The organism is Synergistaceae bacterium (genome assembly GCA_031272035.1).
Lineage (GTDB): Bacteria > Synergistota > Synergistia > Synergistales > Aminobacteriaceae > JAISSA01.
Map to the genome: position 1 here is coordinate 1 of JAISUO010000118.1, position 7,567 is coordinate 7,567.

The 7,567-nt window shown below is 58.8% G+C and carries 7 protein-coding genes; 4 read left to right on the forward strand and 3 right to left on the reverse strand.

The annotated features are described in order from the left end of the window. The 4 genes from LBR61_13840 to LBR61_13855 form a co-directional block, all read left to right on the forward strand. On the forward strand, positions 1 to 984 hold a 984-nt coding region (locus tag LBR61_13840; GenBank protein ID MDR1733163.1), incomplete at its 5' end, for an Hpt domain-containing protein. A gap of 19 nt (positions 985 to 1,003) precedes the next feature. Next, positions 1,004 to 1,879, forward strand: a complete 876-nt coding sequence (locus LBR61_13845; protein MDR1733164.1) for a DUF2889 domain-containing protein — start codon at positions 1,004 to 1,006, stop codon at positions 1,877 to 1,879. Beyond that, on the forward strand, positions 1,876 to 3,723 hold the full coding sequence (gene recQ, locus LBR61_13850) for a DNA helicase RecQ (GenBank protein ID MDR1733165.1): 1,848 nt from the start codon (positions 1,876 to 1,878) through the stop codon (positions 3,721 to 3,723). The genes LBR61_13845 and recQ overlap by 4 nt, the downstream gene beginning before the upstream one ends. Before the next feature lie 20 nt (positions 3,724 to 3,743). After that, complete coding sequence (locus LBR61_13855; GenBank protein ID MDR1733166.1) at positions 3,744 to 4,094, forward strand: helix-turn-helix transcriptional regulator; 351 nt, start codon at positions 3,744 to 3,746, stop codon at positions 4,092 to 4,094. Positions 4,095 to 4,103: 9 nt separating this feature from the next. On the opposite strand, the gene LBR61_13860 is transcribed toward LBR61_13855, so the two are convergent. Genes LBR61_13860 through LBR61_13870 form a run of 3 tightly spaced genes read right to left on the reverse strand, consistent with a single transcriptional unit; the run spans position 4,104 to position 7,111 of the window. Then, entirely contained in the window at positions 4,104 to 5,111 is a 1,008-nt protein-coding gene (locus LBR61_13860; protein MDR1733167.1) for an electron transfer flavoprotein subunit alpha/FixB family protein, read from the reverse strand. 9 nt (positions 5,112 to 5,120) lie between these two features. After that, positions 5,121 to 5,951: an electron transfer flavoprotein subunit beta/FixA family protein gene (locus LBR61_13865; GenBank protein ID MDR1733168.1), complete on the reverse strand. Its 831-nt coding sequence runs from the start codon at positions 5,949 to 5,951 to the stop codon at positions 5,121 to 5,123. A gap of 35 nt (positions 5,952 to 5,986) precedes the next feature. Further along, positions 5,987 to 7,111 carry an acyl-CoA dehydrogenase family protein gene (locus tag LBR61_13870; GenBank protein MDR1733169.1) on the reverse strand — a complete coding sequence of 375 codons (1,125 nt, stop codon included), beginning with the start codon at positions 7,109 to 7,111 and terminating at the stop codon, positions 5,987 to 5,989. Between the last annotated feature and the right edge of the window lie 456 nt (positions 7,112 to 7,567).

A 7,567-nucleotide genomic window follows, 5' to 3' on the forward strand; every position in this document is an offset into this window, starting at 1 on the left:
GAGTACGCCCGAACGGTGCCGGTGATAGCGCTGACGGCCAACGCGCTTTCGGGCAACCGTGAGATGTTTCTTTCGAAGGGTTTCGACTCGTACATCTCCAAGCCCATCGACGTCCTGCAGCTGGACAGGGAGCTGGACCGGTGGGTGAGGCCCCGTCATATGCAGGAGCGCCGGACAGGGGAACGCCGGATGGGAGAGCGTCGGACCGGAGATCGCCGGATGACGGACCGCCGCGAACCCGCCGGAAAGGCTCCGCGTCCGGAAAAAAATTTGGAAAATCTGGAAAATATGGAAAAACTGAAAAACCTTCTTCCGGCCCTGTCCCTGCTGGAGGGCGTGGACCTGGAGGAAGGGGTGCTGCGTTATGGAGGGGATGCGGAATATGTGGAAATTCTGCGTTCTTTTTGGACTCACACCCCCCATGTTCTGGAGCGGCTGAGAAATCCCGCGGAAGAATTTTCGAGCCTGAAGGACTACGCCATAGCCGTCCACGGGCTGAAGGGCGCCAGTCGCGGAATCGGCGCGGAGGAAGTGGGAGACCTCGCCGAGGAACTGGAAAACGCGGCGAAGGACGGAGATTTTCGCAAGGTTCGGGAAAAAAGCGGTCCTCTGGTGGACTCTCTGGAGGTATTATTGTCAAATATCGGGCGTCTGCTGGAGGACATCGCGAAAAATCTTGAGGAAACCGGACTCTCGAAAGAAACGACGTCCGCTCGGGAACGACGCGACGAACCGGACCCCGCCCTCCTGGAAAAAATAAAGGACGGAGCCGCCCGCATGAAGATTCTGATGATGGAGGAAGCCCTGAGGGAACTGGAGCGTTACGATTACGATCATGAGGGAGAGCTGGTTTCGTGGCTGAGGGAGCAGACGGAAGCTCTGGAGTACAGCGCCGTTCTGGAGCGTCTGGAGGGGCGAAAATCCGCGAAAAGCGCTGGAGAATCCCCGACGGGTTCTGATACAATGGTTTCAAATCAGGAATGACGAGAGTGATGAAACCTGAATGATCGAGCAGTCGGATGTCGTACTCAGTGTCCATGACGAGGGAGAAAACGCCCTGAGGGCGGATTGCGTGCTTTTGGAGCCGGATCGGGAAATCAGCGCCTGGATTCGGGTGGGAGTTCCCGATCTGCGGATTCGGGACGCGGGCTGGGAAATATACCGGCTTCCGGGAGAAAAATATGCGTTTGGCCGTATTCCGGAGCTGAAGGGCGTCAAAGCGTACCTGAACGCCGGGCCGGAGCTGTCCGCGGCCCTGGTTCCCCTGGCGGGCCATCCCTGCCGGCCTCTGATTCTGGAGTGCGTGAGAGGCGTCATCCAGTCGGACTGTTTTATATTCAGAGAGCTGGGGTACGCGTCGGAGCAGGACTATGACAGGGGTTTTGCGGAGCTGTATAAAAATTCCTGCCTGTCCTACAGCAACGCGGACGAATGGGAGCCCCGCGAGCGCTTTTTCCCCAGACGGAAGGGCGTCGTTTTTACCCGGGTCATCTCCGTCCTTGTCGAGGATGAACCCGATGGATACCGTCTCGCCGTCGGTTTCAGGGATACCCATCAGCAGCTGAACGCCCGTCTGAGAACGGACAGGTCGGGAACCGTGCTGGACGCGGAGGGGAATTTTACGCTCTATCCGGACGTTCTCTGCACCAAAACCATGGCGCTGATCAAAAACCTTGCGGGGCTGAGGCTCGCGGGCATGAGCAAGGGCAAACTGGGCGCGATCGTCGGTGGGCCGTCGGGCTGCGATCATCTGCTGTCGATGTTGTACAGGGCGGGCGAGACGCTTGGCTCCGCCATCGAAAGGGACCTTCGGCCTTCCGGGTTCGAGCCCCTGAGCGGGGACAGAGAGAACGAACAGGGGAGGCTGCCGCGGATTTGAGAAGTCCCGCCGACATATTGAAGGAAGTCTTTGGTTACGCTTCCTTTCGCAAAGGACAGGATGAAATCATAAGGCATATTCTGGAAGGGCGGGATGTTCTGGGCATCATGCCCACCGGAGCGGGGAAATCGCTGTGCTACCAGATTCCCGCGCTGGCCCTCGGAGGCGTGTCGGTGGTGGTGTCGCCTCTGATTTCTCTGATGAAGGACCAGGTGGACGCCCTGCTCCAGAACGGTGTTCGCGCGGCGGCGCTCCACAGCGCCATGGACTGGGACGAAGTGCGGGAAACTGTGGGAGAGGTACGCCACGGCCGCGTCGAACTGCTTTACGTCGCGCCGGAAAGATTCGAAAACCTGGGATTTCGGGAGCTTTTCGCCACGCTGAACCTGCGCCTGCTCGTCATCGACGAGGCCCACTGCATTTCCCAGTGGGGCCATGATTTCCGGCCTTCCTACCTGAAACTTCCCGGCGCTGTGGAGCTTCTTTCCCGGCGTCCCCCGGTGGCGGCCTTCACAGCCACGGCCACCCCTGAGGTGCGGGAGGACATCGTCCTTCGGCTGGGGTTGAAGGACCCTTTTGTGCTGACCACGGGCTTTGATCGGGAAAACCTGTTTTTTCAGGTGGAAAGCCCCCCGAAGAAGATGGACTTTCTCCTGGATTACCTCGAAAAATTTTCCGGGGCCGCGGGGATCGTCTACTGTTCGACCCGAAAAGCGGTGGAGAACGTCTGCGACGCTCTGGTGGCAAAGGGAATCCCTGCCGCCCGCTACCACGCTGGTCTGTCGGAGACGGCCCGAAGCAGAAATCAGGACGCCTTCGCCTGCGACCGCCGTCCGGTCATGGTGGCCACCAACGCGTTCGGCATGGAGATCGACAAGTCCAACGTGCGGTACGTCGTCCACTACAACATGCCGGGCAGCATCGACAGCTACTATCAGGAAGCGGGCCGGGCGGGGCGCGACGGAAGCGCCGCCGAGTGTCTGCTGCTGTTCGCCCGCAGCGACATCGCCACCATACGCTACCTGATCGAGCAGAAGGAGGACGCCGAAAGTAAAAAGACCGATTATCGAAAACTCCAGTCGATGATCGACTACTGCAACACAGGGCAGTGTCTGCGGTCCCATATTTTGCGCTATTTTGGCGAAACGGGCTCCGACGGCGGCTGTAACGCCTGTGGCAACTGCGTTTACATCACAGAGCGACTGGACATCACCACGGAGGCGAAAAAAATTCTCTCCTGCGTCTATCGCATGGAGGAACGGTCGGGGCGGCGTTTCGGAAACACGATGCTCGTGGACGTGCTGCATGGTTCTCAGAAGGAAGCGATAAAATCTCTGGGGTTCGACACGATCTCGACCTGGGGGCTACTAAAAGAGTACGACAAAACCGCAATTCGGGAAATGGTGGATTTCCTCACCGCCGACGGTTATCTGCAGGTATCGGGCGGCGATCTCCAGTATCCCGTTCTCTCCTTCACCGACCGGACCCGGCCTTTTCTGCGGAGCAGGGAACCGCTCCTGATGCGCAGGCACGAGCCTCGACGGAGCCGCAGTGACGGGATCGACAGGCGCCGAAAAATGCGCGACCGGTACGACGCGCCCGCAGATGAAAAAGGAAAAGAGCTGTTCGAGGTTCTGCGGAGTCTCCGGAAGGAGCTGGCCGAGGCGCAGAGAGTGCCGCCTTTCGTGGTTTTTTCGGACACCACGCTTTACGCCATCTGCGAAAAACTGCCGTCAAACGAGGAAGAACTCCTCACCATTCCCGGAGTGGGGCGGCGAAAACTGGCGGCCTACGGCCGGCGCGTTCTGGAGACCCTTGAGGGCTGGCGGGCCGCCCAATCCTGAAAAAGAAAGGGAGCGATACGATGAAACGTTACGAATACGAATGTCCGCTGTCTCTGGCTTTGGAGATCATTGGAGGGAAATGGAAGGCCCTCGTGCTCTACCACCTGCGGAAGGGGTCGCGCCGAACGGGGGAGTTGAGGCGCTGTCTGCCGAACATCACGCAAAAAATGCTCACGCAGGTTCTCAGGGAACTGGAGCGCGACAATCTGGTGCGGCGGCAGGTGTTCGACACCGTGCCGCCGAAAGTGGAATACTCCCTCACCGATCTGGGAGAAACCGTAAAACCCGTTTTGAGCGCTATTTGTTCCTGGGGTTATGTTTACGCCGAGCACATGGCGCCCCAGGCGGAGATCGTCTTCAAGTCCGCCTGAAAATCGGGATCAGGAGCTTTTTGTCTTTATCGCTTCGACGAGCAGGGGCAGAATGACGTTGAGGTCGGCGACGACGCGATAGTCTGACACCTGAAAAATGGGGGCGTCTTCGTCGCGGTTCACGCTGACCACCACTCCGGCCTCGTTCATGCCGCAGATGTGGTGCGTCGCTCCCGATATGCCGAACCCCAGGTAGACTTTGGGACGGATGCTCTGCCCGCTGGTTCCCACCATGCAATACTCTCCCGTCCATCCCTCGTCCACCGGAGGCCGGGTGCAGGCCGTTGCGCCGCCCAGGGACTCCGCCAGTTCCTCCAGCAGCTTCCAGTTTTTGTCCGTGCCGACCCCAAAACCTCCGCACACCACGACTTCCGCTTCATTGAGGGGCAGGCCCTTCGGCGGCCGGCGCTCGATCCTTACGGGTTCCAGTCCGCTCTGGTCGAGTTTCTGCCTCCATTGAGTCAGGTCCTCTTTCTCGATTTTGCCGTCCGTGTGTTTTTTCAGAGGCGCCTTTTTTACGAAAATCCCCGGTTTTACGCTGGCCATCTGAGGAAGGTGGCCGGGGCAGAGAATCTCCCCGATCACCTTGCCGCCGAAAGAGGGGACCAGGGCCTTCAGTTTTTTCCGGTCGTCCAGCAGAAGGTCCACGCAGTGGGCGGCCATGCCCGTTTTCAGCCGTCCGGCCACGGCGGGCCCCAGCGTCGCTCCCACGGCTGTCGCCGCGAAAAGCCAGATCACCGGTTTGCGCGCCGTCGCCCAGCTCGTCAGCAGAGGAGCGTACGTCAGAGGGGAGTACATTTTCAGCGCCGGATCGTCCGCCAGCAAAACCGTTTTTGCGCCCCACTCCAGAAGACGCCCGGCCTCGCTCTCCAGACCGTCCCCCAGCAGAGTGACCTCGACCTCCGTCCCGTCACCCAGTGCCTCCGCCAGTTCGTTGGCCTTTGAAAGAAGCTCGAAGGTGACCTCGGCGATTTTGCCGTCGGAAACCTCGGCATTAACCCATATTTTTTCACTCATGGCTCCACCTTACGCTTTCAGAACGACGCCGTTGGCTCGCAGAATCGTCACGAGGCGTCCGACGATTTCTTCCGGCGTGCCCGACAGAAGCTCCCCGGAGCGTTTCATGTCCGGGGTGAAGATCTCCCCCGCCTGGGTGGGGGAGCCCGACAGGCCCAGATAAGTGTCCTCCGCCTCGTTCAGGTCCCCGCGTCCCCAGATCGTCAGGGGCTTTTTCTTTGCCTTCATGATCCCCATCACGGAGATGAAACGGGGTTTGTTCAGGTCCCGGGCGATGCCGAGCACCAGCGGGGGGCGTCCCTTCCACTCCATAAAGCCGTTTTCCAGCTTGGTTTTAAGGGAAAACGATCCCTCGTCGTCCTTCGCTTCAAACGCGGAGACGTTCCAGAGGTGGGGGCAGCCCAGCCATTCTCCCAGCTGGGAGGAAACCTGCGCGGTGGCTCCGTCGGCGCTCTCGTTGCCGCAGAAAATGAAATCGAACCGGAAGTTTCCGGCGGCCTCGATTTTCCGGATTCCCTGAAAAAGGGTGTAGGACGTGGCCAGAGTGTCCGCTCCTCCAAAGGCTCGGTCGCTCAGGAGATAGGCCTCGTCCGCTCCCATTGCCAGAACTTCCCGAAGAATTTCCTCCGCGTTGAGCGGGGCCATGGAGAGGACCGCCACGGTTCCCCCAAAACGTTCACGGAGCTGCAGAGCCGCCTCAATGGCGCATTTGTCCGCCGGCCCGACCACTGTGGGGATCCCCTCCCGTGTGATGGTCTTTTTTACGGGATCGATCGTGACCCTGTCGTAGTGTTTGGGGTCGGGCACGGGCTTGACGCAAACAACGCTGTTATAGGGCATGTTTCGTCACGTCGTTCTGAACGATTTGGACGCGCTCACGCCTGGAAGCCGCTGAAGGTGTTGGCCGCCACGATGACCTGCATGATGTGGGACGTGCCGCCGGAGGGGATGGAGGCCAGAGCGTCCCGCAGGAAGCGTCCGGCGGGGTACTCGTTGATGACGCCGTATCCGCCCATCAGGTCGATCAGTCTCTTGGAGGCCTCGGCCGCCGCTTCCGTGGCGTAATATTTTGCCATGGCGAACTCGTTGCCGCAGGGCTGCCCCGCGTCCTTCAGCCCCGCCGCGTTGTAGGTCAGGAGCCGCGCCGCTTCGTAGGCCGTACGGATTTTCGCCACTTCGAACTGAATGGCCTGAAGTTTGGAGATGGGTTTTCCGCCGACGATTCGCTCATTGGCGAACTTCACCGCCTCTTCCACGCAGCCTCTCAGGATCCCCACGCAAATGGCGCTCATGCCGGCGCGTCCAACCTCTCCGATGCCCTCCATGCCGATCTTCGCGCCGCCGCCTTCCTTGCCCAGAAGGGCGGTCTCCGGCACTTTGACGTCCGTCAGGACGACGTCGCCGGTCACGGACCCGCGAAGTCCGAGTTTGTGCTCCTTGCGTCCCGGCTCGAAGCCTTTCGTGCCTTTTTCCACGATAAAGGCGCTGAGTTTGGAACGGCCCTTTTCATCCTCGCCGGTTTTGACTGTGACGACGCTGACGTCGGCGATGTGGGAGTTGGTGATGAAACACTTGCGGCCATTGAGGACCCAGCCGTCGTCTTTCTTCTCGCCCAGAGCTTTCTGTCCCATGAAGTCAGACCCGCCGCCCGGCTCGGTGACGGCGAGACCGCCGATTGTGGCGCCGGAGCAGAGGTCGGGAAGGTACTTTTTCTTCTGGTCTTCGTTCCCAAACTGAAGAATGGGATATACGCCCAGATGGTGGGTCATCATGGCGATTCCTAACCCGCCGGAGTACCGCGAGATTTCTTCGAGGCAAATGGTGCGCGCCGTGAACCCCATGCCCGCTCCGCCGTACTGTTCCGGAACGAAAATACCGTTGATGCCGAGTTCTCCCATTTTTTTGAAGAGTTCCACAGGGCAGGAGTCTTTTTCGTCCCACTCCGCCGCGTGAGGCGCTATTTCGGCCTCTACGAATTCCCTGATCGCTTTGCGAAGCATTTTCTGTTCTTCTGTAAACTCGATATTCACTGCAATCCCTCATTTCTGAAAAATTTTTGGAACGATACATCGCATTTCAAAACAAAAGTGACGGGCATCCGAATACAATCAAAACCGATCGTCGTTCTTTCTTGAGGTATCGAGGAACAAATATTCCGATGCTTTCAGCCACTGCAAAACAATGGAAAGAATTCTACGATAAATTATGAGAAACGGTACCCAAAAATACAATAGGTACTTTAAAGTACCTATATAACTTTTAGATACCTTTTTGACCCTGGCGTATTGGAGTATTGGAGTTGAAAGTAAAGTCTTTCGCGCCTTGACAGACTCCTCACTGACAGCCTATCCTTTTCAGTGAAACATAAAGAAAGAGAAGGGATCCTGCACTGACATGGAACGACTCAACGGGGATCTCTCCTTCGAGAGCCTGAGCCCGGAGGCTCGGCGGGAGTA

Coding starts and splice junctions, on each gene's coding strand:
- LBR61_13845 (MDR1733164.1), top strand. CDS start 1,004: ATGATCGAGCAGTCGGATGTCGTACTCAGTGTCCATGACGAGGGAGAA.
- LBR61_13855 (MDR1733166.1), top strand. CDS start 3,744: ATGAAACGTTACGAATACGAATGTCCGCTGTCTCTGGCTTTGGAGATC.
- LBR61_13860 (MDR1733167.1), bottom strand. CDS start 5,111: ATGAGTGAAAAAATATGGGTTAATGCCGAGGTTTCCGACGGCAAAATC.
- LBR61_13865 (MDR1733168.1), bottom strand. CDS start 5,951: ATGCCCTATAACAGCGTTGTTTGCGTCAAGCCCGTGCCCGACCCCAAA.
- LBR61_13870 (MDR1733169.1), bottom strand. CDS start 7,111: ATGCTTCGCAAAGCGATCAGGGAATTCGTAGAGGCCGAAATAGCGCCT.